We start from the raw sequence: 25,678 nt of genomic DNA on the forward strand, positions 1-25,678 counted from the left end.
GGATTAGTTAGAACGCCGTATGAGATGAAAGTTTCATGTACGGTGTGAACGAAGGGAAAAGGGAGCGATAACGTCAAACCCTTACCTATTCGTATGAATAAGGCTTATTTGCTATAGGGGAGTAAAGTGGAAGAACGCGCACCCTTTGTATGAAGTAATGCGCGATTTAATTAACAAAACAATCATTGTCCATGTATTAAGTAGTGATTCAAAGTGAAGATCAAATCGATCATCCTAATGAAAGTATGATACTTCTTATCCCCTTTCTGGAGGTATTTTAATCGATCCTAATACCGCCTTTTGGGGCAAATCCTTCTTCTGGTGTGTTTTCCCAAATCAAATTTGGGAAATATTCGGGATGAACCCAAATTCTACTTTTATGTTCTACACCGTTTATGTCATATCTGAGTTGGACTCTATGAATCTGTGGGCTGAAGGTATCCAAGAGTTTAGTATGTGTCTCGTTCCCAAGTATTTGGTCAGCTATGAATTCATGCTTATTGCCTACGTTACGCGATTCGTACTCTAACCAGACATCTGTATAAACATTGGATCTCCTGTTTATGATCTTATTATACTCGGTATAATCTACTAGAGATCCTACGTTTCCATGAGTAATTCTTTGCAGTAGTGAATGGTGCCAGGAAAGCTCAACAAACGGTACGTTGTCTGATTTTGGAATCAGGAGAGAAAATACTTTTTCATTCTCACACTTTAATTCTGTTGGTTCTGGGTGAAGAGAGGTGGCAATGAGCTTTGTGCTTTGACAATCTAGATGTTGACCATCAATCCCTACCACTCGGTATACTTTAGATGACATATCCGAGTTTAATGGGTAAGATGCTAGTCCTAATGATGTAGCAAGTTTTTGGGGCTCCATTCCCTTCATTGGAGTTACCTCGGTAAGAAGTACTTTATAAGACATAACTGACTTTGCTAGGTTAGCGAGAGTATGATTATCCATTTTATAGCATCTCCTTGATTTTTTTATTAGTATCAATTGCACCTATACTTTTAACCAAAAAGGTAAGATTTATCCACCTATAAACATTTTTCCGATTACCTATGCTGTTTTGCAAATTCCAGAATAGTCCTTAAATAAAAAGCACTTGAAAAGTTTTATGATTAAACTGATCCTTACAAAGGAGAAAATTAATATGTTTATGGACACGGTTTATTAGGTAGAACTGGAAGATGGCAGATTTCCAAAAGTGAAATATTAAACTAACGGTAGTTCAATAAGCATGAGCAGGCTTCAACAGCCTTTAATAATATTGTCGATCTTCAACGAACGGGCGCTTTTCTTTAATAAGAAGTAAAGCCTTTTTTATTTTCAACAGCAAGAGGAACTTAATGAAAGATAAGCCTTAATGTAGAGTAATGATCAATATTAACCTTAAGATTGTATTAATGTTAATCAATCTGAAAATGTTTAAGGATGAAAAACCTTGAAGATAAAGTAAATCGATGTGTTTATTAGATGAATTAGCTAAGAACTTGAAGTTTGTCGAACAGCTGCTATTGAAGAGTGTGTTCATTTTGAGTATACCCTTTTAAAACAGTTTAGAGTTTAGGAAATACAGGCATGAAATTGTTCGATTAGGGTTGTTCAAGAAAGGTGTTCTTTATCCGTTCGTAAAAGTACACAACAGGAGAAGGTACGCAGAGGAGACGCCGTTTGACTGTTTTTTCTTTCTTTAAATTAAAAGTCACTCCGTGAGCGACTTTTAATTTAATCCGTAGATAAGTTTTTCAAATACTCCATCAAAAAATGAAATTCACTTATAACGGAACCTGCATGAGTAGGTAATAAATTCATACCGTTCCCCGAATATCCTTCTTCTTTATAATAATTATCTAGGTAATAACTATATGTATTCCAAGCTCTTTTTATTTTTTCTATCTCCTCGTATTCGAAATAACTTGCTAATTCCTGAATATCTACACTTAAACTCTTTGGTGCATTCTTTAAATTATTATAAATATTACGAGAATCTGTATCTACTAAAGCATCATGAGCTAATTTTGATTCCTTTAGAATTTTTAAGATATATTGCTTTCTCATAATCTTATTAAATTCCTTTTTTCTCATTTCTTCCCTTAAAGCTATTTCCTTACTTAAATAAAGTGTCGCTTTCGTAACCTCATTCGTCGCTTCAGTAGCTTTTAACACCCGAAAGCTAAACCATGCTGTCACAAGTATGCTAACGGCTGTCAAAACGTAGGTGATCCAGTCTTTTACTTCGGGCATTTCTTAATTCTCCTTCAATCTACCTTTAAATGGAAAAAGAACCTTATAATAAACAGGCACTTTATATTGTCAACAACTAATCGTTTAAAATTTCATAAATCCGACTTACTTCATCTCTTGCTCCCGGGTCATATGTTCCAACTAGATTATTTCTAGAAACAAGTTGATAATTATAACCAGCCCTATTGATTCTACCTGTTAAATTATATACTTCGTGTTGATAGATTCCCCCAGCACCTCTTTTATATCGACCTAACGCTAATAAGATTACTTTACTTGCACCAGCTTGTAATAATAAATTTCTAGCTGTTTCAAACGATATACCATTTGTAAGATAGTCATCAATCACACAAACTACTTTACCTCGAATCCTGCTAGAATTGTAGTATGGATTTAATATTATCGAGTCGAAGTGTTTTGTACAACCTTGACTAAGTCGGGTAGCATGAACTGTATAGTGACTTTTTTCTGCAGGAGTATGTCTAATAAATAAAGGCTGCGTCATTCTTCTTCCTGTTAAATAACGACATCTTTCTTTTAGTTCTTCTAACTCTTCATTAATTGAAGAACTTGAAGATGGGAATGTTCCCCACAATTCTACATTACGTAATTCTGAGCTTTTCATGACTCCAGAAATTAAGTGGAAATATAGAGTATTGATATACTTTCTATCCCCAGATTTTAGTAGGTTTTCGAATCCATCTAAAATTTCACGTTCTGAGTATCGAACATCTCGATTCATCGTATTAGCAGAAGTTAACGCTAAAACAGTAGCATTCTTTCCAACATCTAATTTGAAGTACCATCTATTTTGATTTGCAATCAGTCTAATTGCTTCAAATAACTGGTTAGGTCTTTCAAGTGTAATTCCATAGCGTGCTGGCTTCTCATCTTGTTTAATACTCCATCCTGGGTTGATAATTAATATTCTTTTATTAGCAGCTAAAATTAAATCATCGTCACTGCTCCCAATTAAAATATAATCCTTTGCATTTGATTCATCGATGTTTTCTCTAATATCTCTACGAAATACACAACTAATTTCAAAATTAAATGTTTCTCGAAAGATTTTCTTCATAATAATAAGACTGTGTTGATCATGCGAAATTACAATTAGATTATGACCGTCTTCATTTAAGGAACATAAAAGTTCATATATACCCTCATACATCTCAAAATTTTCATCAAAAACTGTAAGTCTAGTTAACACTACATACTTTTCCACAGGAATACCGCCCCTTTATAAGCAGAAATAATTAGACAGGTAAATCATTTATGTTCCTATAAACCCTTGCGTTATTACTATCAAGAATTTTTCGAACACCAGTAGATTCATTATTAAAACAATATAGTGGTCTATTTTGTTTATATGCAAATCGTGCAGTATGCATGGTACCACTTTTCTCAGAACACTCTGCTATTAATACCGCATTACTTAAACCAGAAATGATTCTGTTGCGATTAATATAATTAGTTTTCTTAAAATATGCTTCATTCTTATAGAACTCGCTGATTAGAAGACCATTTTTCTCTATTATCTCGTTTGCGTCAGACTTATGACTTGTAGGAGTTATATTATCTATAGGTGAAGGAAGTACAGCTATTGTTTTTCCCTTGTTTTTCAACGTACTTCTATGTGCATGAATATCAGTTCCTAAAGCTAATCCACTTGCTATTACTACATCAGCAGAAACCAGTTCATAAACAGTCTGTTCTATTTGTTTTAATGTTTGACCTGTTGGGTTTCTTGTACCGACAATTGAACATATAAAATTATTTTTTAATAAACTAAGATTTCCCTTTGTAAAAATAAAAAAAGGAGGTGATGGAATTCCTTTTAACAATTTAGGATATTCTTCATCGTAATACGAAAAATATTGAATTTCTTTTTTCGAGTACTCGGTTAACAGACTAGATATATAGGTTTTGCTTTTATCAATAGAATCCATTGAAGAAAGTAATTCAATATCCTTATCATTAAAAGCTCCGAGTGAGAATTGGACATTTAAAAAATCCCCATTTAGAATCTCCTTTAACTGCACTTCATTAGCTTCTCGGTATAATTTACTTAATCCAGCCAATGAAATACCTAGGTCATATAAAACAAAAATCGAATCTTTGAAGTTCATTAAATCCTCCTTTCCAGTATGAAATAAGAATCCCAATATTACCTATTTTGATCCGGAAATATCCTTATCAACTGATTAATTTACCGCAAGTTGGGCATATAAATTGTATTTTCATTTATTCCACTTCTATTAAAATTTATAGTTATTACTAGGAATATTATACTATATTATCAATGGTGTTATCGTTAATAAATATAAGTAAGGTATATTACAGAATTTCAGTTAGTAACTATAGGGTTTAGAAAACAGGAGTAATTTAACTCCTGTTTGTAATTACTACTTAACATAAATCAAAGTGTATACAGTAAAATGAATCTTCAACAATCGGGAGCTTATCTTCAAGAAGGACTAAGTACCTTTTTGGTTATCTAAAGAATAACCCTTAGTTTTATAAAACCATATAAAGTTCAGGTGAAAATTAAGATGAAAAAGGGAAAAATAAGTAAAAAGAAAAAAGAAGGCATTCTAAAAAGCATACTCATTGAAATTCGTGATTCAATCTTCTTTGAAGTAGCTTGGAGAATCTTATTCTTTATTCCAAGAATGATAATACGTTTAATCAAAAATTTATTTTAACTTAAGGGATAAAAAGGATAAGTTATTTTCAACAATCGGGCGCGCGCGACAAGTTCTGTAATAAACACTTTACAGTGTGAAAATACAGGAAGTTTACTAGATTAACTTCCGGAGAATGGGAATGATGGAACCATGTTTCCTGAAACCCCGTTTAAAACTCGATATTTCGCCGGAAAAATCACAAGTTGTGAATCTACGAAAACGAGAATCCGAATTCCTAGGCTTTACTATACGTGCAAATAAGAAGGGCAAAAAGAGAGTTGCGCATACAGGTATTAAAGCTGATAAAAGGCAGAAAATCAAGAAAGAAGCCAAAGAACACATTCGAAGAATAAAAGCATCACCCTCTGCCTTAAATGCGCTACTTTTCAATAGTTTTGTCTCGGGCATCCATCATTATTTCAAAAGGGCAACACATGTCAATCCAGAGTTTTCACGTCTTGCCTATGATCTGCAAGCCTTCGTATATAATCGTCTCAAACCAGTCGGGAAATATGAACACCCAGCCAACCCACCGCCAACATATAAAAAATTGTACAGCTTGGGTTTTAAAACGTTCAAAATTGCCAATGTGTATCTGTTTGTTTCCTCTGGCCGATGTAAAAACGGTAAATACAATGAATTTTAGTCCAAAGCTTATACCTTATACAGTGGAAGGAAGAGAGCGAATACACCAGAAGATTCGTCCAGATATCGAACGAGAGATTGGCTTTCTCATGAAATCGAGGATCCCGAACCGAAGTGTCGAATATATGGATAATCGGATAAGTCGGTACAGTATGAAAATGGGGAAATGTGAAATTACAGGCATCGATTTGTCTGCCCTTGAAGTACACTGTCACCATTATATCCCGTTGCACCTGGGAGGAACCGATACATTTCACAATTTACGAATCCTCCACAAGGAGGTGCACAAATTGATCCATCATACAGACAAAGAGGCGATTAACGTTCTCATAAATAGACTTGGTATCACCAAGATTATGGTTGATAAGATCAACAAGTACCGTGAAAAGTGTGAACTTGAACGGATTTAATTTCCAATCTATGAGTAACGAGGAACTTATGATCTAGTACATTTCGTTAGATGGAACGCGAAGTGCTGGGAAACTAGCATGCTTCGTGCGGAGCAGGGGAAAGCTGGAGATAACATCAAACGCTTACCTATTGCAAACAATAATTGAACAACGATGGACTGTTTAAGCAGTCCATTTTTCTTGGTATTTAATCATTTATAAAACCTTTGTAGAAGAAGGAGTAAGACTTAACCATATAGAAACTAGCATAGATAGAGTTCTATTGTAGGTGAATGAAGAGAGGAATAAAAATGAACTATAAAGTGATTATTAACATTCCAATATCTAATAATGAAGTGCCAGAATTAAGAGAACTTGTTGGTTGGGGTAGACGAGATACAGATTTCCCGACTTTGTTTGAGCGTTGTAATTTCTGGGCTGGGGTAAGAGATAAAAATAATAAACTAATTGCTTTTGGTTATGTTTGTGGAATGGGCTTAGAACACGGTTATATGGAAGATATAATGGTTCATCCTAAGTACCAAGGGAAAGGAATTGGAGTTAAGTTGGTAAAGGAATTATTAAGAGAGTCTGAACGTTTTGGATTAGGAATTGTAACAGTTACATATGAGGAAAATAAAAAGAACTTTTATAAAAAATGTGGCTTTACAATTGGTTCAGGAGGAGTATGGCAATCATATAAGTAAAAAGCCTTACTCAACGAAAAGGCGCGATTGTTGAAGATTAAAGGTAGAAAATGATCAAAGTTTTTTATAAAAAAATAAACCGATAAAATACTATAAGAGCATGTTTTGATTAATCTTTTTTCAAAACATACTCTTTTTATTTGCTTTTATATCAAGGTTATTAGCATCAGTTTGATCAAACTTTATTTTAAAGCAACAATTGCTGAAATTTCTAAAATCAATATAGAAAATTATGGTACAATTACCAAAAGTAGATCTTTATACCCTTATTTCGTGCTTAACATTAATTAATACGTTAATCAGACCTTATTTATAATTAGGGAAATATAACTATAATTAGGGAATAATTATAAGTATATGTATTGTTTTTCCAAAATGTAACTTATAGTCTGTAGAAGTCAGAAGGAATTGAAAGTAAAATAATTACTATGATGAAGGGTACAATTGATGTGAAAAAGCAGTTTGGATTAAAAGTCAGACATTATCGAATGATCAGAAACATATCTCAAGAAGAACTTGGAGATATAACAGGATTACACCGAACGTATATTAGTGATGTAGAAAGGGGCCAACGTAATTTATCCTTAGAAAACATCTATGCCCTTGCTAAAGCGTTAGGTGTCAGGATGGGTAGTCTATTAGATTTTGATTAAATTTTTTTGTGAATTTGGAATGCAATGAAGGAATATTCTTATGTGGGCACTTAAATATTCTGGAGCAACTAGTGCAACCGGCCTAAATATTTTTAAAATATTAGGCTTTTTTGTGTATCATTCTTTAATAAATGTTTAATTACTAAAAAAAGAGGTTATATTAATAATTAGTGGAAATATAAATTAGTATTACTTTTCACTTTTTTTAAAATAAATTATGGGATTCTACAATATTCGTATTTTATTTATATTAATATGATCTAAACTAGTGTTGTACCATTAAAAAACTAATTATAAATACGAAGAATATAGATATATACTTGTGGGGTGTTTTTATGCAACAAAATGAACCATTAAAAGCTAAGTGTGAACTAGAATTAAATAGCATACATGTATCTAGCAAAAAGGAGTATTTCTTCCGTAGAACTTTTTTTGTTGTTGATGGAGATCTTTTTGTAGAGCTAGTAGCTTTGATGGAAGAATCTACAATGGTTCAGGGGACAGAAGTGCAAAAGGGAAATGAGATACTTGCATCTGATTCAAGGGAATTATCCTTTAGTAATTACCCACACTCGTTTGTAGAAAACTTGTCAGAACTAGGTATAATTAAAGAAGGATACAAAATTAGTCTTGAGCAGCTCCAATACCTTCTATCAACTTATAATGAAGATTTATTTGCTATCTCAGAGGATGTTATTAAAATAATTAACTAATACTATATATACAAGTCTTAAGTGATGGAGAGCCCATCGCTTTTTTTGTTTTCAAATTATACACACTATGATACACTTTAATTGTATTTTATTTTTGTTTTTATTTTGTTAGCAACTCTTCATGAGTTAGCGGGATTACATTAAACGTTCAGAGCCTTTGGGCTGGTTTTTTCTTTATGAAACCACGCCTAAAGGCTCTTTTTTGCGTTGTTTAGGAGGTGTAGCAAGTTTAATTAGGTGTTCTTTATGGGTGGAGTTATAAGGTTACTAGACTTTAAGAAAGGGTGTTTTTTGATGAATTTAGATTGTAGTATATGTTTGGGTTATTGTGAGTTAATGATCCTTCTAAGGGGAAAAAAATATTGTTCTGACCTATGTCTTGAACAAGTACATGAAGAGGATTGCCATGTTTAAACTTACATGTTTTGCATCAATTACTCCAGAAGATTTAGAAAAGGCTCTTAAAGGATTGCGCTTTGTTGCAAAGAAAGATGGATATGAGTGGTATGTTGACGGCCATGTTTTTCGCATTGAGCCTTTCAAAAACCAATCAAGGGATTCATCTAAGGGATATCGTGTTTATTTTAACGGTGCTATTGATGGTGGGATTTATCTGTTTGATTCTTCTCTAGGTTGGTTATCTCCTAGAATTATAGGAATTGAATATGAACTATCACATTCAAAAATGAAGTCTACTGATTGGATAAATGACCTTAATAGAAGGATGTCATTCCAAACTTTAGATATCAGGGGACTATTTCAAAAAGGGAGAGTTAATTGTGTAGTCGTAAATGATTCTTTACAGCTACAGATCCGAACTACCAAAGGCAAACAACTAAAATTAATAGAGTGTCTAAAAGAGATTGAAACATTAAGGGATGAATTATTACCTAATGATTTCGATCTTTTTTCATTCCATCAAGAAGGTGTAGCGGTATGATCGTAGATTTCCATACTAAAAACTCAAAATACACCATTGGTGATGGATTTGTACTAAGAAACGATGAAATTGTTGCGCAGGGTAATGCGTTTATTTTTCAGTTACTTTTAGGTTACCCAGCTTACTTAATTATTACTGGAAGGAATCCATTTGAAGCTCCTACCAGAATTAAAACAAGTATAGTCACTTCTTTATTACCTCAATATGAATTTTTTGATGGTAATACTCTACCTGAAAAAAGACTGTATAAACACCTATTTAGCATGACACGTTACAGCAACAGAAGAATTTCATTTATTACTTCTGCAGTTGATGAAGCGCATGCGCAGCAACTATTAAACTTACGTTATGGAAATCAGATATTAATTCATAGTACTGATTTATTAAACACTGTAAAACATTATGCATAAACAGGGAGAGATTCATATGTTATTAAACAACATAAACGAAATATTTCGTACTTCGTTGATGAAAGAAAGATTGTTCAAAATGATTAAGGAAAACGGTGATTTTATTCGTTTAGATCGAAAATTAGGTTATGTTTATCAGTTAGAGTTTTGCGGTAGTGCAGGTTGTATTTGTATTGAGGTTGCATACAAGGATGCTAAGAATATTTCAATCTTGAATGCAACCATTCGTCAATCATCAAAGGTAACCGTGGCTCAATGAAGATGACTAAATCACAAACATTTATTGATATTACTTATCTAATTAAAAGTTACTTAAAATTAGAACCTTGTGGTTATTGCGGGAAAGTAAATGATCCTGATGTTATTTGCTATAAATGTTTCCCTAAAAAAACAAAATAAATCTCAATATAACCCTTTCTAGTGGGAGTCAAATCATTCTATGCTCCCTATACTAGATCGGGAGCATATTGGGAGGAAAAAAATGAATAAGAGTTGTGAAAATTGTAATTTTAATGTGGATGGTGTGAATTTTGAATTAAAGCGTTGTAAGCTTTGTTCTCGAACCGATAGATCTTTATTTGAAGAAATCCCAAACGCTGCGATTATTATGCAAAGGTTAATGAAGTTGGGAACATACCCATCCTTAAAGAACATAAAAAACAGAGTGCAAATGATCCAGAAAACAATGAGGGAACAATTATCTAGTTCTGATGAAAAACGCCCATCCGATTGATTAGAGAAAATAAAATCCTGTTGGTTGAGTAATGTTCCTTTATCTGATTAAACAGGGAAATTACTCAGGCATTCTTATAATTGTTCTGCTAAAGGTTAATCTAAGTATATATATTCAGCACTTGAATTTGCCTTGTTCACTTTTTCTTCGTTGTTTTTAAGTGTTTAAGAAGACTTTTTTTCCTTTAAAAGAGAGACTCCCTCTATCTAAAGAATGGAAAAGAAAAAGATCGAATAAGAAAAGTTATTAAATATCAAAAAAACATTTCAATCTAATTCATATTATGGTATATTTTTGAAGAACCGGTTCGTAATTCCATAAAATAAATATAAAATTGCTGATTCTCTAATATTAGTCTATTAAAGTTTCATTAAACCGAAGGGATAGAAGTCATGAATAAGTTAATAAAAGTTCTTTCTATTTTTTGTTTATTATTTTTGGTTCCTTTTACTAACATTGGACTTGATAACAAAGTGGGAGCTCAAACAAATAAAGTTGAAAAGGTTCTATTTAAGGAAGAGGAAATAAATAATACAGAAAATTTCTTTGCTAAAAACAAGAAAGATACATTCATAGTAGAAGGACATGAAATTAAAATTCCTAAAGGAATTATTGAAGGAGAATTAAAAGAAAATAATAGTGGTAAAGTTTCAAAGGTACTTAATAAACAAGCAACTCAGCTCTTAGAAGTAAAAAAAGTTAAAGATGAAAAGAACCAGGATAAACTTGTTTCTGAGTTTGTAACCATTGCAGAAGTGAATGTGGACCAATCAACGCTCTCTGACAACGTTGTTAGTACTGATACTCTTGGTTTTTGGGATGGAATTGTTACTCACTTTATAGGTTTATTTCAGTTTCCTTCAAAAGCATATGCCTCATCCCCTACAGAAGGACAAACTGCAGAGAAATGGGTGGGGAATGTAAAAGGGCTACGTTAGAGTTTATTGGCATGTTGATACATATCCAAACATGGTTGATAGTGTGGACATGAATTATGTAGAAACCTGGTGGACAACTGGTTCTGGTTCATTTGTCTCCAATAGAAAACTAAAAATGGAGCAAAGAGGAAAATCACATTGGGGGGATAAATATAACAGTACTGAAATAAAAACTGTGTACCCATCAAGCAATAGTAACCAAAGATTTGATGCTCCTGATAGTTGGTATCCTGTTTGGGAAGGTTGGGTCGGTGCAACCTCAACTTCAACAGCGGTAATAAACGGAACTTCATACTCTTTATCAGTATCTTGTCGCATTCTATAAAGAATGTTTGAAGTTAAGTTTACATTTATTTATACCTTAGAATCTTTTTATTAAAAATATATTCTGAAATAGATAAGTAGTACATTATTATTATCTTTTGAATTGAGGACATATATGAGAATACTGTTAACCTTTTTTAGTGTTATTTTACTCTTATCAGCATGTGCGAATGGTTCAGAAAAAGGATATAAAAATTTTCTTTCAGATGATGAAGATACTTTATCAATTTTAATAGTTGATTATAGTCTAAACAACTCTTCCATTGAAGAGATTGAAGCACAAGGAATAGAAAAACTAATTACAAAAGTATATCAGTCAACTACATTAGATATTAAAGATGACAAATATGATTTAGGTTTAAAAAATAAACCAGCGTACGTTGTATTTAATAATAAAGAAATAGTCTATAAAACTTATAGTGAAGCTAGCCTTTTTGATTTTTTGAAAAGTTATAATAAATAATGTTTATATTCTTTCGTATGTACAAACCTATTCAGTAGAATACGTTTGTACAACTGTTAGATCAGTTAAGTATGCTTAACTGATCTTTTTTGTTGTTTACCAATATCGTTTTGTCGGTAATTGTTCGGTATAATGTTCGTATTTTATAAATAAATTTCAAATGATGATTTCGATGGTTATTGGACTATGAATTCGGAAATCTATCCGGTACTTTTAGTGATCACAATAAAAAGAAACCGTTCAAAAGGCTAATCGTTGTGGAAAGAGTGATGTAGGTAATGCTAAGTATAAATGCTTAGGTTGTGTTTGAAATCCACCTCCAAAATTTGTCTGTTTTAAACAGAAAGAGTCGTTTTAGTCATAAATTCGAAAAAAATTACATCGACAATTTCGTCGGAACAGCAACAGAAACAATATTAAATGTTCCTCATTATCATATGGTTTTCACAATCCCAAAGGAAACTCGCTAGATAGTCTTTGATGACCGAAAAAACTAAATGAACTTAGTAAGGAAGTAGCTCAAGTTTTTCAATTTTACTTTCAGAGAAAGAGTAAGATAAGAGATTTACAAGTAGTGTTATAAGGTTATTCATACTTTTGGAAGGGATATGAGGTTTAATCCCATGTCCATGCTCTAGTTACTGAAGGAGCAATTGATAATCGAAATGAATGGGTTCCAACGGAGTTTATTCCTTATTAATATTTACGTAAATTTTGGCAAAAGGTTTTATTGACAATCAAAATAAGAATAATGTCACGAAAATTATAGAAAACTGGGAGTATAACGTTATAGAAAATAATACACAGGAGCATGTTCTGAGAGGTTATCCTCGATCTTCAAGGAAGAGTGTTAACAAGTTACTGAACTTCAAGATTAAAGATTATTAGAGTGTTTCTAGAGGTGAAGATAGAAGGGAAACGAAGTTTTAAATCTATCATTTCCAATTATCAACAAAAGGGTTTCGGTATTGCAATGCAGGTAAACTCTTGAATTAACATGGAGTATTATAAGAATATCGAACATGCTATATAAAATCTGAAAATACAAGAAAATTAGGCTACAATAACTCCAAAGCATGAACTTTGATTTATTGTAACCTAAGATTGTTTAAAATTTCCTCATTACACAGGTTAGATTCACCTTTCTAAGAAGCTAAATAATAAGTAAATTATAAAAACATCTCTTTGTTTATTATTAAAATAACGCACCTAAAATGTCCAACCAATTGTCATAGAATATAAATAATTCCAGCAATCCCTAAAGATATTAGACCTACCATAGCAGAAATCAATGCTATTTTGGTTCTAAAGTTTCTATGTACTTCTGTCTCAGAATGAAAATTTGCTCTTTGTTGTTGACCATTTGTCCAAGCTCCAATAAAAATACCAGAAATAATAATACCCACTACGCCGACAATAAAAAAAAATCGCAAAATTTTTTTCCCCTTCCAGTTCATAAACTATTTACGATAGAATTTCTTATCTTGTTTCACCTTTTAATTAAGCAATAATTATTGTTTCAAGTTACTGCCCGATGAGGAGTTAAATTAACTGAAATCTCAACAATTTGAGAATATCATAATTACTAAATATTTAAAAGGTACAAAATTCACACTCATCTTACTTGCACCGTATCGTTTTATAGTCCTAACCTTGTCGAATAAAAAGGCAAAGGGAGACTTCCTCCAGTCTAAGAGTTGGTGTGGTAACTTGCTCATTTCGACATTTGGGGAGGTACTCCTTTTTTAATGTTTTGAATCCTTAAGCCGTAGGGCTCAAGTTTATGAAATTATTGATTCACCTAGATAAAATTTTCAAACATAATCTCAAAAATAATAGGTTTAAAATTTAATTGGCAGAAAAGATTGAAAAAATAACTCTACGCATTTTTTTAATGGCATTAAATAAATGAAAACAATTATTTATCATCTAAAAATGAGAAGAAGTGAAGTCGCTATCAGTTTTTTGATGAATCAGACTCAGAATCACCCTATGGATATAATTAAACAAGGATGTAATGAAGTCCAAGTACATTGTTGGTATAGGATTGCTACCTAAAATTTGAGGACCCGCTAGTTGAGCAAGATAATGGCCAATTTACTTTAGTGATCTGAAAATAGTAACGATAGAGGAGAATAAAATGAAAAGATATGTATTAATTGATGCTAATACGACAGAGGTAACTAAGAAAGAACAATTTATTATAAAAGGAAGTATATACAGGGTACAAGATGTTGCAAAAGCCACATTGTTTAATGAAGAAGATGCTAATATGTATACTTCTTATAACAAAAACCTAATTATAAAACTAGCTTTTGATATTCATTATGATCTAGAAAAAATGAAAAAGTTCGTAGATAAAGATGGTTTCCTTAAATTTATGGTAAATGATCTAACTAAGAGCTTAGGGAATGCAGAAAATGCTTATGAAGTCGTATTTAATAGTGAAGTGTTTAGCAATAGAAGAAGAATATAAGTCTATTTAATATTGAAGCCTAGTTATCATTAGCTAGGCTTTTTTCATTGAAAACTATGTATGTGTTGTTTAACTTTGGATGGGTGTAATTGCTCTTCTTTCGTATTTTACAGGAAAATTGTCACCTTTATAATGCTATTCTTAATTTTAATTACTTTAAATGAAATAAAACACTTTAAGAAATTTTTTGACGAATGGAAAAATAAGAATTTAGGTTGAATTGTTTGATTTCTCTTTTTTTTAATTAAATAGAGTTAATTCAAGAACCTAGTTCGTTAATAGGCTTTTTTTTATGGATACATATTGCGGACATCACTCTTTGGCTCTACTATTAATATATGAAACTTCTTTAGCAATCACTGGAGGCCCTACATGTTAGATGAATATAAAAGAATCAATGACCGCTTGCCTATACTATTTAACGAGCTTATAGATTCCCCCAGGTATTCGTTTAAAGATATTACGAAAAGTAGTTGAACGATCTAGAACGCTTGCTCAACGTCTTGGCGTTGACCATAGAGCTATAACGGAATCACAAGAACACTAAAGCGATCCAGGATAATGCAAATGGATATGCGTATGACAAGAGAGCATATGTACGATAATTACTTTGTTCGGAGCGTTAAGGTAGATCATACGATAGAGCGAACCCTTCTAGAGATTTATACTACCTTAATCCTTAACACACCACATAAAGTTTTGAGGAACTTAATATTCGTCTATAAGCAAACCATTTCATTTTAAAAAACAGCATCTTTACTAACTATTGTTATTTTAATAAACACATAGTATGATTAAAGAGTATTTTATTTTTGTTTTTATTTTGTTTTGCAACCACTTTTGGTTAGCGGGTTTGATATTAAACGTTATGCGTTCTTTGGGGCGATTCTTTCACACTTATTTTCTGTGTGTCTATGAATCTTTCTGAAGGGCGCTTTTTTGCGTTTTGTATAAATAATTTTTCTTCAGAAAGGGAGTTTTATCAATGGGTGCAACATTAGCAGAATTTTTTAACAAGAGAGATGTAATCGAGAATTGTAGAAAAGCGGTACAAGGCAAAACGATTTTTTATCATCAACCTCGTATTGCTGCGGAAGTTATTTTAAAAAACGGTACACGTCGTATTTTCCGTTGCCGATCTAACAATCATTCTACTGCAATAGGAGAAGTTTTGGCTTTTGTAAAAGCAGTTGAGGTTGCTACAGAGGAATCGGTTGTTTGGAGATTCAAAGGTGAAAAAGTTTTTCATATGGGAAGCGAGAAACCTTTTGAATTATCAAAGAAAAATAAAGTCTTACATTTCATTAAAGAATTATTCGACTTAAACGATTAATAGGAAAAATGAGGCAGATACACAAATGTGTATCTGTTTTTGTTTTATTAAGAAATTTTATTTAAAAAAGGGGAAGTTACCAGTGAAAGAATTTAATGTGAATATTAGAGAAGAGATGACTTTTTATGGAGTCGAGAATACACCATTGCAGCACTTATTGTCGATTATTACCGGGAATCTTGACTCTGGTATTTCCGGAAATTTAGCTGGTATTGGAATTAGGCGTCTTGCTGAAATGAGTGAATACGAAATTATGGACTTTGGTATAAGTAAAAAGGCAGCTCAAAGGATTGTTGCATCTTTTGGATTGATCGGACATTATCTTAAAACAAAGGATGAGGAACAATTTGTTGTTCGCAGTCCTGAAGATTGTTCTAAGTTGTTTGATGATATTAAGTGGAAGCAGCAAGAACATTTTGTTGTTGCCTACCTTGACACTAAAAATAAAGTGATTTCAAAGAAGACATTGTTTATAGGGACACTGAATGCTAGTATTGTTCACCCTAGAGACGTATTCCGCGAAGCTGTGAGATTAAATGCAGCATCCTTTGTCTGTTCCCATAATCATCCAAGTTCAGATACTAGGCCATCTAGAGAAGACATTGAGGTAACTAAGCGATTAGCCGACGCTGGTAAGATGGTTGGAATTGAATTACTAGACCATATTATCATTGGTAGTTCTGGCTATGTAAGTTTAAAAGAAAAAGGATACGTTTGAGATACTAATTAACTTATAAAATAATAGGAGAGTGTTTCCATGTTAAATCGAACAATACTTGTAGGTCGCCTTACGAAAGATCCAGAATTGCGGTACACTCCAAGCGGAGTTGCGGTCGCAACCTTCATATTAGCTGTCAATCGTACATTCACTAATAATCAAGGTGAAAAGGAAGCAGATTTTTTAAATTGTGTTGTGTGGCTTCGTCCGGCTGAGAATGTAGCAAACTTCCTTAAAAAAGGGAGCCTTGCAGGAGTTGATGGTCGTCTTCAATCAAGAAGTTATGAAGACCAATCGGGTAATAGAATATTCGTGACAGAGGTTGTTGCCGAGAGCGTACAGTTTTTAGAGCCTAAATCCGGTTCATCTACAAACGGTAATCAAAATAACAACGGAGGATATCACGGTCAAGAAAATCAAAATAAGGGTGGAAATGATCCTTTTGCTAATGAGGGAAAACCCATTGACATATCAGATGATGATTTACCGTTTTAGAATTTATCATTTGAATAAGAAAAAGAGTGTTCGTTCATTTATGGATGAGCACTTTTTTATTTAATAAAAAACAAACTAAACGCTCCTACACAAAACGAGACTTGAAAGGATGCTAAATATGATAAATCAAGAGAAGTTACCGGTTCTAAAAACACTTACTAAAGGTGAAATTGTTACCTTAACAGATGGACGGAAAGTAGAGTTCCTGGAGTTATTGGATCGGTCTACTCGACAATAAGCCCTATCGGATACCCACTCGATTGTTTGCAACAAAAGGGGATTCATCCGATCAAATTCTTTTAGAGAGAGCAAAGGTTTAGCAAGCAAAACAAATGGAACTTAACCAAAAAAAAGCTCAACTTAAAACTTTAAAACCTGGTGACACCATTGAAATTACTTCAGGTAAAACAATTGAGTTTATTAAGTTGAATCGGACTAAGTTTATTGGCGAAGAAAGTGATGGCCGATCTTATAACTATCCTATTGTCATGTTTGTGAAACTTGTAGAGGAAAGAAAGTTAGATCCAAAGAAAGAGAAGATCAAACAACTTGCTATAAAATACAAAGGACATACTATTCAAACAGGTTGGGGTCCATCAAAAATTGGAACACTAACTGATGATCAAAAACATGTTAAATTGTATGAATTCGGTGAGGAAAGATACGATCTTACTTTGGAAGACTTCTTAACAGAGTTGAAGTCTAATAACTTAGCATAATCAATCTATTAAATAATTAAGGAGGCATTTATATGTCACATATAGGGAATAAATTGCGTTCGGGATTCTTCGCAACGCCATTACGCCAGGGTGAATTTTTAACAGAATTATTAGAAGTAAAAGGTGACTGTAGTTTCTTTGATCCTACTTGTGGAGAGGGAGAAATCTTACATCACATTGTAGAAAAACTTAGAAATGAGAATGACAAAATGATCATTTCTTCTTATGGCGTGGAACTCGATAAGGCAAGAGCATCAAAAGCTAGTGAAGCTTTAGATCATTGCATTAACGCTCCCATCGAATCAATGGTCATAGTGCGAGGCGTTCTTCTATAACTAGAGCAAATCTAGGAAAAGAAGGGGCTATTCGTAATAAAGAATAGTTATAACTGAATTAATGATAAAGAGGAATGAAAGCCTTCATGTTGAGCTGAAACTCTTTCCCTAAGACTCCTGCATGCATCTACTAATAGTGAATCAGAGATGTGTGAAGCCAGGCGAAGTCGGCTGAAATCAACCTAAGTTCTTTGAATATGGATGATGATAAGTCGGGGGGCTACAAAATAATATGGTGAGAATGTTCTAAAAGGAACTGACGAACTGGCGAATGAAAGGGTCTATATGATAGGAATACGAAAGTATTCTGCTCGCAACAGCGAGGTGAGTGTCGGCGAGGTGAGTGTCGGCTAGTAAGCAGATGACTATGAAAACCGATATATCCAACTATGAGGATATTAAGCTCACAGGCTCAGAGTCAGCACCTAAGTTTATATGTATAGCTAATTAATTCGGAACGTCGTAAGCGACAAACTTCTATATAACAGTCACTACTGGGAAGGTTGCTATAAGATACCTGGTATCGAAATGCATTCGTTGTCGTGAAAGTAGGGCTACAGTACCTATGAAATTATGGAAACATAATGGAGGGATAGGCCCAAGTCTAGAATAGAACTAAAATCTGGTTTAATAGATGAGCTGCATCGGTCGAGTATGAATGTGGGGACAACTCAAAGAAAGGTGGAGTTGCCACAGTGCAGACGAGATTGCGACAGTGGGAGTATTACGGACTAACACCGACCTTTTCTGAGTTATATGAGAAAAGTAAGAACGGTGAAAAGTTTAATAAACTTTACGAGATGATTACCAGTCGAGACAACATCCTTTTAGCATATAGAACTATCAAGTCAAATTCAGGGTCTAAAACTCCAGGAACTGACGGAATTACGATAGATAGCTATAAACTAAAATCCCAAGAGGAACTAATCACTCTTATCCAAGAGCAATTAGTGGATTATAAACCTAAAGCGGTCAGGAGAGTCTATATTCCCAAACCCAATGGAGACAAACGTCCATTAGGAATTCCTAGCATGATTGACCGGACTATTCAACAGATGTTTAAGCAAGTCCTGGAGCCAATTTGTGAAGCGAAATTTTACTCACACAGCTATGGTTTCAGACCTTTAAGAAGTACATCCCATGCCAAATCCCGTTGCGATTCATTAATCAACAAGGCTGAACTACACTTTGTTGTAGACGTAGATATCAAAGGCTTCTTTGATAACGTAAATCACCGAAGGTTAATGAAACAAATATGGAATATAGGCATACAGGATAGAAAAGTCCTAGCAATAATCTCAAAAATGTTAAAAGCCCCCATTAAAGGTCTAGGTATTCCAACAAAAGGAACACCACAGGGAGGTATTCTGTCACCACTTCTGTCTAACATAGTCTTACATGACTTAGATGTATGGATCTCAAATCAATGGGAGAACTACCCATCGAAATTTTCATACAAAAGACAAGGTGATAAGATAGCCGCCCTAAAACGTACCAATTTAAAGGAAGGTTACATTGTGAGATATGCTGACGACTTTAAAATCTTTGCAAGAAACCATAAAGTTGCACTCAAATGGTTTCACGCGGTTAAAGATTACTTAAAGGAAAGGCTAAAATTAGACATCAACCCGGATAAATCCAAAGTAGTTAATCTCCGAAAAAGAAGCACCGATTTCTTAGGTTTCACTCTAAAAGCAACCCCAAAGGGTAGCAGTTACTTTTCAAAAAGTAATATAAAGAGTGAAAAGAAGGAGCAAATTTTGAGACGTGCCAGAAAGCATATCTTGAATATTCGCAAAAACCCTTCCCGAGAAAACCTAATGAATTGGAACAGCTTCATTCTAGGAATCCATAACTACTTTAAATACGCAACTCATGTTAGTAACGACTTTACCGACCTATCCCACAGATTATCCCGACTGATATACAATAGGTTCTCAAAAGTTGGAAAGCGGGTTTACACAAGTAATGCACCGCCAACATACAAAAAATTCTATGGCTGGTCCAGATACAGAGCATGGGTAATAAACGGTATTTACCTTTATCCTATGCAAGCTATTAAGACCAAAACAAACCTGAACTTCTCACAGGAGCTAACACCATTCACGGAAAAAGGGAGATTGCTAATTTCTAAGAAATTGAAACCCGAAATCATGGGTGAAATTCTTAAATTGATGAAATCCCATATCCCTGAGGGTACCGCAGAATATCTAGACAACCGTCTTTCACGATATTCAATGCAAATGGGTTGTTGTGATATTACAGGAGAATTTTTATATGCGTATGATGTTCATTGTCACCATTTTACCCCTAGAAAAGAAGGAGGTAATGATTCCTTTGACAATCTGAGAATCATCCACAAAAACGTGCATAGACTGATTCACGCTTCTGACGAAGACACTATTGGGCGATACCTTATGTTACTAAATCTGAAGGCAAGGCAAATTCAGAAAGTTAACCAATATCGCAAGGCTTGTAATCTAAAACCAATTAGATTCTAAACTAGGTGGAACGCCGTATGAGGTGAAAATCTCACGTACGGTGTGGAGCGGGGGAAAAGGTGGAGATAGCATCAAAACCTTACCTATCGCTATCAAAACGATGTCTTTTCTATGCTATTTCTAAATCCTCCATATGACTTCTCAATGAAAGCTATGGATGATGAAAATGCAGAGCGAAAAGAATGGACTGAATTAGTGTGGAATGTTCGATATTTAAAGGATAGAGGCTTGATGGTCTACATTATCCCTTCCTATCGTTTCGCTGACAAGAAGATTGCAAGATTTTTAGCAACTCATTTCACAAATATAGGAATAGTTCGATTTTCTGAGCATGACTATGATGATTTTAGACAATGTATTTTCATAGGGAATAAGAAGAGTGGAAAGTTAAAAGAGTTTAATCAACAACTTTACGACTTCTTATTACAAATGGATAATGAGGACTTTGTAAAAAGAAAAGTGACACCAATCAATTTATTAGTAGGTAAACACAAGTGGAATGTACCATCCGGTGCTCTTGAATTGAAGACTTTCTATACGAAATTAGAAGAAAAGTCTAATTTTTACGAGGGTATCCTAAGTTCTAAGGGTTTTCAAGCGTTTAAGGAGCGTTCTAAGCCGAAACAGCTTGTTATAGGAGGTAATCCTTGTTTACCTATTAATTCTGGTCAGATGGCACTTTTGCTTGCGAGCGGGGCGATTAATGGTGAAATTGGAGAGGGAGATAATTATCATCTTGTACAAGGTCTTGAGATTGTATCCAAGATTAAAGATGATGAAGTTCGACACCACGATAATGGATCGAAAACAGTCATTACGAAGACAAGGACGAAGCGAGATGTCTCAGTTAAAGTAATCACTGCAAGTGGTTTAGTAAGAAAGCTCATTTAAGGGTGTTCTAAGCCTATAAAATAATAAATTGAAACTTTCAGGAGGATATAAGATGACGATACCTATCGGGTACGAACATGCAATAAATGATCAACAGGATCAGTTTAAAGAGGTAGAAGAAGTTCAATTCCAAAATGATTATGCGTATAAATGCATTTGTCATAATGGAGATCAAACAATTCTTAGAGTACGCGAGGTTGAGCCGAGCTATAAAGTTCTTGATTATTGGACTGATTATAATTGGGCCTTTTACGATTATCTTCAAGATAATGAGGAAATGTGGCAGCAACTCTATAAGAGAATAAATAAGTTAACAGCTTAAACGAGAGGGATAAATCAATTATGATTTGTCCCTTTTTTATTTGACTAAATTCTAAGGAGAGATATTTATGCAACAGCAAATTAACCTATTTGAGGAAAGTACTAATTTAATTAAAGATGTGAGGACCGAACAACAAACAAATAAGAAGATAGCTTACGATGTCGGCACTCGTTTAAGTGGCAGTCGGAAAGAAGAAGCAAGAATCAGACGAGAATTTGAACAATCCAATTCCGTTGAGACATTAAGTGAGTTAGAAGAATTAGGTGCAGTTATTGCTGCTGAAATGGTAACAAAACAGCAGGTATTCAAATCTTTTTCTTTGGATAGTGAGAAGGATAAAGGGACTAGTCCAGTTGTAGCGAGAGTTAAACAACTCATCATTCAACGCATTGACTCTCACCCATCTATTGATTCACCTGAAGCAAGAAAATCATTTCTAGCAGCTTCGTTGAAATTCAAAGAGATACTAGATGATGTTAAAAATGAAGATGAATACATTAGTGCTTATGGAAAGTTAGGAAGACACTTATCGTATGAAAGTTCTTCATCTAACTTTTCCCAAAAGATGATAAACAAGCTTCAAGAAGAGTTAAAGCAACTTGATCCGGAGGATTGTAGTAAGTATGAAGCTGTAGTAAAGGATTTATCATACTATGAATCAAGACTTAAACAAATCCTTCAAGCAAAACAAGAACCAATGTGTTGTTTGGGTGACAAATTCGTTAATTTTTTTACGAAGAGGAAGAGTGCAGATAAAACATGGGAAACTGTTTTATCAAAGGTATCTACTTGGGATGACTTGCTAGCTAAGAAGACAGTTAAAAGCGTTCAACGAGCTAAACCATTATGGGAGCGTACTTTCCCAGAAAGACCTGACCGAGTAGGCGGCAGACAATCTTCTGTTCTTATTCCAGAGGATTTGATGAACGCTTTTCAGTTTAAAGCAGTCGAATTTGGTAACTATGTGTCAGATGAGAAGGGTAACGAGCATATCTTGAGAGCGTCTGAGGCCTTTTTTGACTTATCGGATGTAATCGGAATAGAAGATTATTCAATTGCGATTAACGCGTCTCTAGGGATGGCCTTTGGAAGTAGAGGTCGTGGCAAAGCACTAGGAACCTATGATCCTAAGGTAAAGGTTATTAACCTTACGAAAGATAGGGGATGTACAGGAGTGCTAGCCCATGAATGGTTTCATCATTTAGATTGTCATCTTTTGGGGGTATCGCACTCACATAAAAATGGAATTGTTGGATTTATGTCTCAAATAGAAAGTATTGGTCCTTCTATCGACTCGATAATAGTATCTGCTTTCGAGAGTCTCATGTCTGCAATTTTAGAGGGCACTAGCGTTGCGTATTATCAAAATACCAATGATGAAAAAACAAGATATAGAGTAAACTCGACGTTTATCAATACCTATAAGAGAAACCACGGAGATCTTTTTAAGATAATGAGTGAATTTAAAGAAAAAGAGGATCGTCGAAGGAGTCATTATCTCTCAATGTATATTCCCTATGGAAATACACGAGAGGAACAAAAAAACAAGCTAGTTAAAGCTGCTGAACGCAATTTAAAAAAGCACGCATTAGCATTAGCTTGGTTTCATGAAGATACAACAGGTGAGCGAGTGGAAAGCATTCCTTATCCATCAAGTACATCTCAGTTCTTTCAACCAGGACTAACCTTAGATAAAGGGAAAGTAGGTAAGTATTGGAGTGCTCCATACGAACTTGCAGCACGAGCGTTTGAAGCTTATATTGCTGATCGATTAAAAGAGATGAAGAGAAAAAACGATTATCTTGTCTATGCTACAGGAAATGGTATTGCTTTCCCTGTGGGAGAAGAAAGAATAAATATTAATCAAAAGTTTGACGTTCTTTTTGAATGTTTAAGAGAAAATAAAATTCTTTGATAGATTACTAGTCAAACTGAGGGGAAGCTTATATGAAAAAGAAAAAGGTGTTACTTGCTAAATATAAGGATGGAATGAATCAAGAGTTAAATCAATTCTTCCGCTCAAGTTGTGTAGGAGACATTTACTTTTTAGCTAAAACGTACGATTTAAAGCTAATAGGTATTGAAGAAATATATATGGATGAATTAGACTATCTATCTTTATTCTGTAACTAACCATCTGAAAAGGGACATATAACAACATGAGTTTGGCTTTAATGCCTTGCTCTTGTTGCAAAATACGAAAATTGAGGGGAATTATGATGAATCAAGTTTTAAAGAAAGTTTATACGATCAGTCAAAAAGGTGAATCACCTAGAGTTTGGCTTCAAAGTTTAGTTTTAGAAGCTGCTGGTATTGCTGAAGGAGATCCTTTATATATAAATATTGATGAAGAAAATGAGGAAATTACTGTACAAAATCATTCTCTTGATGATGCAGGTCATTTAGTACACGCAAGTGGTAGATTAAACAAAACGAGTAATAAGCGGAGACCTTTGTTAGATAGCGCGAAAAAAGAATATGCTTCAATTATTAGCATTAAGCAAAAGGTGGAAGTTTGTGTCTATCGAAAAGGTTTGAAGAGTCGTATTGTCATTCGACCGCTTCATTTTAAGTTGATGGAGAATTGTACACAGATGACACCTAAAGATGATAGAATTAAGATATTAAGTGTCGGAGCTGGTTGCGGTATAGGAAGTGGAGCATTAATTGATACAAAATATTTTACAGCTGTTCAAGAGATTGAGTTAGAGGATGATTCTGCAGAAGTTCTAAAGCACAATTATCCTAATAGTTTTCTATTTAACGGTGATATTCGCGATTGTCACGAAGTAGCAAAATCAGATATAGCATTAGTAACACTTCCATGCAATCAATTTTCCACATTGGGAAATGGTGATGGCTCGGTCATAGAGAATCTTGTGCTTGCCGCTTTTAAGATTATAAAATCATCTCAATCAAAAATTGTTTTTTTTGAGAATGTACCCGCATTTTTTACTGATCCATCTTGGCATTTATTAAAGGATCTTCTAAAAGATGATTATCCATATTTTGCTGAGAAGAATATCGAAGCTTGGGATTTTAAAAGTATAGCAACCAGGAATAGAACATATGTCGTAGCCTTTAAAGAGTTCGATATGTTTACAAATTTTCAGTTTCCTGCTCCTCCTAAAGGTAGAAGGAAGAAATTGAAAAATTTTTTAGATGGTAAACATGTAGTTCATGAATGGAAGTCTATCGAAACGTGGATGACTAACTTTGAAGATAGAGATTCTTCTTGGCGGGATCGAAATTTAGATAAAACATTTGTTGACGGTGAATGTCAGCAGATAAATTGCCTGCCTAAGAGATATAGAGGCCAATCTGCTTCTTCTTCATATGTTTTAAGTGAAGATAAAAAATCTTGGAGATTTTTAAGTGAAAATGAAATAAGAAGAATTCTGGATGTCCCTTCTTGGTTCGAGTTTTGTGATCATACACCTGTTACTCGAAGAATTGAGATGTTAGGCCAGAGCGTAAGCTGTCAAGTTATAAAAGCTATTGGTAATAACATAGCTACAACCTTCCTTAGACAAGCATATAAGAAGACCAATGATGCAGCAAGAGTTTTAAAGGAAAAAGTTGAACAAGCAGTATCTATAACAACTAATGGTCAACTTGAATTACTTTTATGAATATCTTTAAAAATATATCTGTTACACCATTTAATTTGAATGATTTTAAAAAGATATGACATATATGAAGTTGAAGATGAGTATGACTTTACTCTTTTTGAATCTATTGAAGCAATTCTTCTTGAGAATATAGAAATAAAAGAAGAATTTAAAGGTTTAGGGTATGGTACAAAATTTGTTGAAGAACTAAAGTTACAAGAAAAACCGATTATATTATATTCTTTATTTGAAGCAGAGGGATTTTGGGAAAAACAAGGTTTTAAAAATTGTTTTTCTTATATCTATGTTTGGGGAATAGAAGATATATGTATTGGTGAATTGTACGCATAGAGATTAAATAACAGAAAAACCGCAAATGACTTACGTCCTTGCGGTTTTTTTATTACTTTCTACTTCTTAATAA

Annotated in this window: 30 protein-coding genes, 1 pseudogene and 1 riboswitch; of the genes and pseudogenes, 25 read left to right on the forward strand and 6 right to left on the reverse strand. The window is 33.7% G+C overall.

The features are described 5' to 3' along the window. Positions 1 to 277: 277 nt before the first annotated feature. The 4 genes from ACFFIX_RS19440 to ACFFIX_RS19455 form a co-directional block, all read right to left on the reverse strand. Entirely contained in the window at positions 278 to 964 is a 687-nt protein-coding gene (locus tag ACFFIX_RS19440) for a hypothetical protein (protein ID WP_378936968.1), read from the reverse strand. Positions 965 to 1,732: 768 nt separating this feature from the next. After that, positions 1,733 to 2,251, reverse strand: coding sequence for a hypothetical protein (locus tag ACFFIX_RS19445; protein WP_378936970.1), 519 nt, complete (start codon positions 2,249 to 2,251; stop codon positions 1,733 to 1,735). A 76-nt stretch (positions 2,252 to 2,327) separates the two neighbouring features. Then, positions 2,328 to 3,476 carry a phosphoribosyltransferase gene (locus ACFFIX_RS19450; protein WP_378936973.1) on the reverse strand — a complete coding sequence of 383 codons (1,149 nt, stop codon included), beginning with the start codon at positions 3,474 to 3,476 and terminating at the stop codon, positions 2,328 to 2,330. Positions 3,477 to 3,507: 31 nt separating this feature from the next. Further along, positions 3,508 to 4,380 (reverse strand): DNA-processing protein DprA, encoded by an 873-nt coding sequence (locus ACFFIX_RS19455; protein ID WP_378936975.1) that lies wholly within the window; start codon positions 4,378 to 4,380, stop codon positions 3,508 to 3,510. A 423-nt stretch (positions 4,381 to 4,803) separates the two neighbouring features. On the opposite strand from ACFFIX_RS19455, the gene ACFFIX_RS19460 reads away from it, so the two are divergent. From ACFFIX_RS19460 to ACFFIX_RS19510, 11 genes are all read left to right on the forward strand, one after another. After that, the gene (locus tag ACFFIX_RS19460; protein WP_378936977.1) at positions 4,804 to 4,956 is read left to right on the forward strand and encodes a hypothetical protein; all 153 of its coding nucleotides are present in this window, start codon (positions 4,804 to 4,806) and stop codon (positions 4,954 to 4,956) included. 121 nt (positions 4,957 to 5,077) lie between these two features. Continuing rightward, complete coding sequence (locus tag ACFFIX_RS19465) at positions 5,078 to 5,584, forward strand: RNA-dependent RNA polymerase family protein (RefSeq protein WP_378936979.1); 507 nt, start codon at positions 5,078 to 5,080, stop codon at positions 5,582 to 5,584. After that, on the forward strand, positions 5,574 to 5,993 hold the full coding sequence (locus ACFFIX_RS19470; protein ID WP_378936981.1) for an HNH endonuclease signature motif containing protein: 420 nt from the start codon (positions 5,574 to 5,576) through the stop codon (positions 5,991 to 5,993). The genes ACFFIX_RS19465 and ACFFIX_RS19470 overlap by 11 nt, the downstream gene beginning before the upstream one ends. Positions 5,994 to 6,283: 290 nt before the next feature. Further along, complete coding sequence (locus ACFFIX_RS19475; RefSeq protein ID WP_378936983.1) at positions 6,284 to 6,679, forward strand: GNAT family N-acetyltransferase; 396 nt, start codon at positions 6,284 to 6,286, stop codon at positions 6,677 to 6,679. A gap of 428 nt (positions 6,680 to 7,107) precedes the next feature. Continuing rightward, positions 7,108 to 7,332, forward strand: a complete 225-nt coding sequence (locus tag ACFFIX_RS19480; protein WP_378936985.1) for a helix-turn-helix domain-containing protein — start codon at positions 7,108 to 7,110, stop codon at positions 7,330 to 7,332. A gap of 8 nt (positions 7,333 to 7,340) precedes the next feature. After that, positions 7,341 to 7,424, forward strand: a riboswitch (cyclic di-GMP riboswitch). 243 nt (positions 7,425 to 7,667) lie between these two features. Beyond that, on the forward strand, positions 7,668 to 8,045 hold the full coding sequence (locus tag ACFFIX_RS19485) for a hypothetical protein (protein WP_378936987.1): 378 nt from the start codon (positions 7,668 to 7,670) through the stop codon (positions 8,043 to 8,045). A gap of 406 nt (positions 8,046 to 8,451) precedes the next feature. After that, on the forward strand, positions 8,452 to 8,985 hold the full coding sequence (locus tag ACFFIX_RS19490; RefSeq protein WP_378936989.1) for a hypothetical protein: 534 nt from the start codon (positions 8,452 to 8,454) through the stop codon (positions 8,983 to 8,985). Beyond that, positions 8,982 to 9,395 carry a hypothetical protein gene (locus ACFFIX_RS19495; RefSeq protein ID WP_378936991.1) on the forward strand — a complete coding sequence of 138 codons (414 nt, stop codon included), beginning with the start codon at positions 8,982 to 8,984 and terminating at the stop codon, positions 9,393 to 9,395. Before ACFFIX_RS19490 ends, ACFFIX_RS19495 begins: the two co-directional genes overlap by 4 nt. A gap of 16 nt (positions 9,396 to 9,411) precedes the next feature. Then, positions 9,412 to 9,654: a hypothetical protein gene (locus tag ACFFIX_RS19500; RefSeq protein ID WP_378936993.1), complete on the forward strand. Its 243-nt coding sequence runs from the start codon at positions 9,412 to 9,414 to the stop codon at positions 9,652 to 9,654. A 222-nt stretch (positions 9,655 to 9,876) separates the two neighbouring features. Next, the gene (locus ACFFIX_RS19505) at positions 9,877 to 10,128 is read left to right on the forward strand and encodes a hypothetical protein (protein ID WP_378936995.1); all 252 of its coding nucleotides are present in this window, start codon (positions 9,877 to 9,879) and stop codon (positions 10,126 to 10,128) included. Between the two features lie 392 nt (positions 10,129 to 10,520). Further along, positions 10,521 to 11,066 carry a hypothetical protein gene (locus ACFFIX_RS19510; protein WP_378936997.1) on the forward strand — a complete coding sequence of 182 codons (546 nt, stop codon included), beginning with the start codon at positions 10,521 to 10,523 and terminating at the stop codon, positions 11,064 to 11,066. Between the two features lie 54 nt (positions 11,067 to 11,120). Here the strand turns inward: ACFFIX_RS19510 and ACFFIX_RS19515 are convergent, their stop codons facing one another. Further along, the gene (locus ACFFIX_RS19515; RefSeq protein WP_378936999.1) at positions 11,121 to 11,384 is read right to left on the reverse strand and encodes a hypothetical protein; all 264 of its coding nucleotides are present in this window, start codon (positions 11,382 to 11,384) and stop codon (positions 11,121 to 11,123) included. Between the two features lie 121 nt (positions 11,385 to 11,505). Between ACFFIX_RS19515 and ACFFIX_RS19520 the strand changes: the two genes are divergently transcribed. After that, positions 11,506 to 11,853 (forward strand): hypothetical protein, encoded by a 348-nt coding sequence (locus ACFFIX_RS19520; RefSeq protein ID WP_378937001.1) that lies wholly within the window; start codon positions 11,506 to 11,508, stop codon positions 11,851 to 11,853. A gap of 1,229 nt (positions 11,854 to 13,082) precedes the next feature. Here the strand turns inward: ACFFIX_RS19520 and ACFFIX_RS19525 are convergent. After that, positions 13,083 to 13,310 carry a DUF5316 family protein gene (locus tag ACFFIX_RS19525; RefSeq protein WP_378937003.1) on the reverse strand — a complete coding sequence of 76 codons (228 nt, stop codon included), beginning with the start codon at positions 13,308 to 13,310 and terminating at the stop codon, positions 13,083 to 13,085. A 683-nt stretch (positions 13,311 to 13,993) separates the two neighbouring features. On the opposite strand from ACFFIX_RS19525, the gene ACFFIX_RS19530 reads away from it, so the two are divergent. The 13 genes and pseudogenes from ACFFIX_RS19530 (at position 13,994) to ACFFIX_RS19590 (ending at position 25,605) form a co-directional block, all read left to right on the forward strand. Beyond that, the gene (locus ACFFIX_RS19530; protein WP_378937005.1) at positions 13,994 to 14,329 is read left to right on the forward strand and encodes a hypothetical protein; all 336 of its coding nucleotides are present in this window, start codon (positions 13,994 to 13,996) and stop codon (positions 14,327 to 14,329) included. Between the two features lie 985 nt (positions 14,330 to 15,314). Next, positions 15,315 to 15,662 (forward strand): DUF6018 family natural product bioysynthesis protein, encoded by a 348-nt coding sequence (locus ACFFIX_RS19535; RefSeq protein WP_378937007.1) that lies wholly within the window; start codon positions 15,315 to 15,317, stop codon positions 15,660 to 15,662. An 82-nt stretch (positions 15,663 to 15,744) separates the two neighbouring features. Next, on the forward strand, positions 15,745 to 16,380 hold the full coding sequence (radC, locus tag ACFFIX_RS19540) for a RadC family protein (RefSeq protein WP_446686115.1): 636 nt from the start codon (positions 15,745 to 15,747) through the stop codon (positions 16,378 to 16,380). 39 nt (positions 16,381 to 16,419) lie between these two features. Further along, on the forward strand, positions 16,420 to 16,875 hold the full coding sequence (gene ssb / locus ACFFIX_RS19545) for a single-stranded DNA-binding protein (protein WP_378937011.1): 456 nt from the start codon (positions 16,420 to 16,422) through the stop codon (positions 16,873 to 16,875). 332 nt (positions 16,876 to 17,207) lie between these two features. Then, the gene (locus ACFFIX_RS19550) at positions 17,208 to 17,594 is read left to right on the forward strand and encodes a hypothetical protein (protein WP_378937013.1); all 387 of its coding nucleotides are present in this window, start codon (positions 17,208 to 17,210) and stop codon (positions 17,592 to 17,594) included. Positions 17,595 to 17,626: 32 nt separating this feature from the next. Then, positions 17,627 to 17,929 (forward strand): N-6 DNA methylase, encoded by a 303-nt coding sequence (locus tag ACFFIX_RS19555; RefSeq protein ID WP_378937015.1) that lies wholly within the window; start codon positions 17,627 to 17,629, stop codon positions 17,927 to 17,929. Between the two features lie 695 nt (positions 17,930 to 18,624). Continuing rightward, positions 18,625 to 20,430 carry a group II intron reverse transcriptase/maturase gene (ltrA, locus tag ACFFIX_RS19560; RefSeq protein WP_378937017.1) on the forward strand — a complete coding sequence of 602 codons (1,806 nt, stop codon included), beginning with the start codon at positions 18,625 to 18,627 and terminating at the stop codon, positions 20,428 to 20,430. A 105-nt stretch (positions 20,431 to 20,535) separates the two neighbouring features. Further along, positions 20,536 to 21,321: pseudogene (locus ACFFIX_RS19565) on the forward strand (DUF6094 domain-containing protein); the annotation flags it as partial. A gap of 52 nt (positions 21,322 to 21,373) precedes the next feature. Continuing rightward, positions 21,374 to 21,643, forward strand: a complete 270-nt coding sequence (locus tag ACFFIX_RS19570) for a hypothetical protein (RefSeq protein WP_378937021.1) — start codon at positions 21,374 to 21,376, stop codon at positions 21,641 to 21,643. Positions 21,644 to 21,710: 67 nt separating this feature from the next. Further along, on the forward strand, positions 21,711 to 23,558 hold the full coding sequence (locus ACFFIX_RS19575; protein WP_378937023.1) for an LPD1 domain-containing protein: 1,848 nt from the start codon (positions 21,711 to 21,713) through the stop codon (positions 23,556 to 23,558). Positions 23,559 to 23,590: 32 nt separating this feature from the next. Beyond that, on the forward strand, positions 23,591 to 23,776 hold the full coding sequence (locus ACFFIX_RS19580) for a hypothetical protein (RefSeq protein WP_378937025.1): 186 nt from the start codon (positions 23,591 to 23,593) through the stop codon (positions 23,774 to 23,776). 86 nt (positions 23,777 to 23,862) lie between these two features. Beyond that, on the forward strand, positions 23,863 to 25,275 hold the full coding sequence (locus ACFFIX_RS19585; protein ID WP_378937027.1) for a DNA cytosine methyltransferase: 1,413 nt from the start codon (positions 23,863 to 23,865) through the stop codon (positions 25,273 to 25,275). 39 nt (positions 25,276 to 25,314) lie between these two features. Next, a complete protein-coding gene (locus ACFFIX_RS19590) occupies positions 25,315 to 25,605 on the forward strand; it encodes a GNAT family protein (RefSeq protein ID WP_378937029.1) in 291 nt (96 codons plus the stop codon). The last annotated feature ends 73 nt before the right edge of the window (positions 25,606 to 25,678 follow it).

Source organism: Metabacillus herbersteinensis (assembly GCF_042433335.1).
GTDB classification, from domain to species: Bacteria; Bacillota; Bacilli; order Bacillales; family Bacillaceae; genus Metabacillus; species Metabacillus herbersteinensis.

Bases quoted from the DNA above. Each gene is read 5' to 3' on its own strand.
- ACFFIX_RS19440 (WP_378936968.1), bottom strand. From the start codon at position 964: ATGGATAATCATACTCTCGCTAACCTAGCAAAGTCAGTTATGTCTTAT.
- ACFFIX_RS19445 (WP_378936970.1), bottom strand. From the start codon at position 2,251: ATGCCCGAAGTAAAAGACTGGATCACCTACGTTTTGACAGCCGTTAGC.
- ACFFIX_RS19455 (WP_378936975.1), bottom strand. From the start codon at position 4,380: ATGAACTTCAAAGATTCGATTTTTGTTTTATATGACCTAGGTATTTCA.
- ACFFIX_RS19460 (WP_378936977.1), top strand. From the start codon at position 4,804: ATGAAAAAGGGAAAAATAAGTAAAAAGAAAAAAGAAGGCATTCTAAAA.
- ACFFIX_RS19465 (WP_378936979.1), top strand. From the start codon at position 5,078: ATGATGGAACCATGTTTCCTGAAACCCCGTTTAAAACTCGATATTTCG.
- ACFFIX_RS19470 (WP_378936981.1), top strand. From the start codon at position 5,574: ATGAATTTTAGTCCAAAGCTTATACCTTATACAGTGGAAGGAAGAGAG.
- ACFFIX_RS19475 (WP_378936983.1), top strand. From the start codon at position 6,284: ATGAACTATAAAGTGATTATTAACATTCCAATATCTAATAATGAAGTG.
- ACFFIX_RS19480 (WP_378936985.1), top strand. From the start codon at position 7,108: ATGATGAAGGGTACAATTGATGTGAAAAAGCAGTTTGGATTAAAAGTC.
- ACFFIX_RS19485 (WP_378936987.1), top strand. From the start codon at position 7,668: ATGCAACAAAATGAACCATTAAAAGCTAAGTGTGAACTAGAATTAAAT.
- ACFFIX_RS19490 (WP_378936989.1), top strand. From the start codon at position 8,452: ATGTTTAAACTTACATGTTTTGCATCAATTACTCCAGAAGATTTAGAA.
- ACFFIX_RS19495 (WP_378936991.1), top strand. From the start codon at position 8,982: ATGATCGTAGATTTCCATACTAAAAACTCAAAATACACCATTGGTGAT.
- ACFFIX_RS19500 (WP_378936993.1), top strand. From the start codon at position 9,412: ATGTTATTAAACAACATAAACGAAATATTTCGTACTTCGTTGATGAAA.
- ACFFIX_RS19505 (WP_378936995.1), top strand. From the start codon at position 9,877: ATGAATAAGAGTTGTGAAAATTGTAATTTTAATGTGGATGGTGTGAAT.
- ACFFIX_RS19510 (WP_378936997.1), top strand. From the start codon at position 10,521: ATGAATAAGTTAATAAAAGTTCTTTCTATTTTTTGTTTATTATTTTTG.
- ACFFIX_RS19515 (WP_378936999.1), bottom strand. From the start codon at position 11,384: ATGCGACAAGATACTGATAAAGAGTATGAAGTTCCGTTTATTACCGCT.
- ACFFIX_RS19520 (WP_378937001.1), top strand. From the start codon at position 11,506: ATGAGAATACTGTTAACCTTTTTTAGTGTTATTTTACTCTTATCAGCA.
- ACFFIX_RS19525 (WP_378937003.1), bottom strand. From the start codon at position 13,310: ATGAACTGGAAGGGGAAAAAAATTTTGCGATTTTTTTTTATTGTCGGC.
- ACFFIX_RS19530 (WP_378937005.1), top strand. From the start codon at position 13,994: ATGAAAAGATATGTATTAATTGATGCTAATACGACAGAGGTAACTAAG.
- ACFFIX_RS19535 (WP_378937007.1), top strand. From the start codon at position 15,315: ATGGGTGCAACATTAGCAGAATTTTTTAACAAGAGAGATGTAATCGAG.
- ssb (WP_378937011.1), top strand. From the start codon at position 16,420: ATGTTAAATCGAACAATACTTGTAGGTCGCCTTACGAAAGATCCAGAA.
- ACFFIX_RS19550 (WP_378937013.1), top strand. From the start codon at position 17,208: ATGGAACTTAACCAAAAAAAAGCTCAACTTAAAACTTTAAAACCTGGT.
- ACFFIX_RS19555 (WP_378937015.1), top strand. From the start codon at position 17,627: ATGTCACATATAGGGAATAAATTGCGTTCGGGATTCTTCGCAACGCCA.
- ACFFIX_RS19570 (WP_378937021.1), top strand. From the start codon at position 21,374: ATGACGATACCTATCGGGTACGAACATGCAATAAATGATCAACAGGAT.
- ACFFIX_RS19575 (WP_378937023.1), top strand. From the start codon at position 21,711: ATGCAACAGCAAATTAACCTATTTGAGGAAAGTACTAATTTAATTAAA.
- ACFFIX_RS19580 (WP_378937025.1), top strand. From the start codon at position 23,591: ATGAAAAAGAAAAAGGTGTTACTTGCTAAATATAAGGATGGAATGAAT.
- ACFFIX_RS19585 (WP_378937027.1), top strand. From the start codon at position 23,863: ATGAATCAAGTTTTAAAGAAAGTTTATACGATCAGTCAAAAAGGTGAA.
- ACFFIX_RS19590 (WP_378937029.1), top strand. From the start codon at position 25,315: ATGATTTTAAAAAGATATGACATATATGAAGTTGAAGATGAGTATGAC.